The sequence below is a fragment of the Arthrobacter sp. JCM 19049 genome (genome assembly GCF_001310435.1).
The window spans coordinates 1-1,195 of sequence record NZ_BAXF01000586.1 but is presented as its reverse complement, the minus strand read 5'-3'; the positions used below and the strand labels follow the sequence as shown (position 1 = coordinate 1,195).

Sequence of the window (1,195 nt, the reverse complement as noted above, 5' to 3'; positions counted from 1 at the left end):
GTCTCCAGGGCGGTGCGCAGCGCCTGCTTCAGGTCCTGGCCGGTGATCATTCGGTACCGGCCTGGATGCGCGGGTCGGGCAGCTGGGTTTCCACGCTGGGCTTTTCGTGGGACTTGGCGCGCATCCACACGAAGAAGCCGACAACGGTGAACGCCCCGTAGAACAGGTACATGAAGGCGGTGGCGTAGTAGCCGGCGGAGAACAGCAGCGGCACGCCGACCGCGTCCACGGCCACCCAGATCAGCCAGAATTCGACCCAGCCCTTGGCCATCCCCCAGGTCGCCAGCAGGGATCCGACGAACGTCCACGCGTCGGCCCAGACCGGTTCGTAGGAGCCCAGCACCCGGAACAGCGGTGTCAGGGCGATGGTGCCGATGACCAGCACGGCGGCCAGGCCCATGCGTTCGCCCAGGCTCGCCCAGCGCGGGGTGACCGCCTGGCCGCCCTCGTGCTTGGCCTTCTTCCAGCGCACCCACCCGTAGATGGCCACGGTGATGAACATGATCTGGCGTCCGGCCTGCCCCAGCAGGTTCGCCGTGCTGTCATGGCCGAACAGGCTGCCCAGGAATACCGTGAGCAGCAGCAGGTTGCCGATGATGCCCACCGGCCAAGCCCAGATCTTGCGGCGCATGCCGCCAAAGGCGCTGGCCAGCCCGAAGACGTTGCCGACGACCTCGCGCACCAGCAGCGCGGAGGAGCCGATCGTGATGTAGGAATTAAAAGCTTCTGTGAGCCACCGCAGGAAATCCATCTCTACCCTTCTCGAAGCGGCGGCTCCGGGGGTACCTCATTTGACGGCCTGCAATCGAATCACCCTGCCGCGGCTTAACGCCGCCGGCCGGATGGACTCCAGCTAATCAAATTCGTGCTTCTCCCATCCAGACTTTAACTGTCGGTACCGGAATTTCACCGGTTCAGCCAAGCCGGAGCCCCTGCTGGGTTCCTGCTCGGGTCGCGGACTATCACCGCCGGTTCGGACTTTCACCGACCCCGGAGCACGTAATTGTTGTTACTACGCTCGATTATGGCACATTTAATGCCCACCGAGGGCAAGATTTCGTAACACATCGATTTCGACGGCCGGTTCGGGGGCGGAATACACCGCGGAGCCGGCCACGAACACGTCCGCGCCGGCCTCGGCGGCCCTAAGGATCGTGTCCCGTGAGATGCCGCCGTCGACCTGCAGGGCGATCGG

General features: G+C 64.6%; 1 protein-coding gene, 1 pseudogene and 1 riboswitch. The gene and the pseudogene both read right to left on the bottom strand.

The genetic code is table 11. The annotated features are described in order from the left end of the window. Positions 1 to 46 precede the first annotated feature (46 nt). Positions 47 to 751, bottom strand: coding sequence for a nicotinamide riboside transporter PnuC (pnuC, locus tag JCM19049_RS14690; protein WP_054821940.1), 705 nt, complete (start codon positions 749 to 751; stop codon positions 47 to 49). Positions 752 to 862: 111 nt separating this feature from the next. Next, positions 863 to 1,002, bottom strand: a riboswitch (FMN riboswitch). Between the two features lie 31 nt (positions 1,003 to 1,033). Continuing rightward, positions 1,034 to 1,195: pseudogene (locus tag JCM19049_RS14685) on the bottom strand (ribulose-phosphate 3-epimerase); the annotation flags it as partial.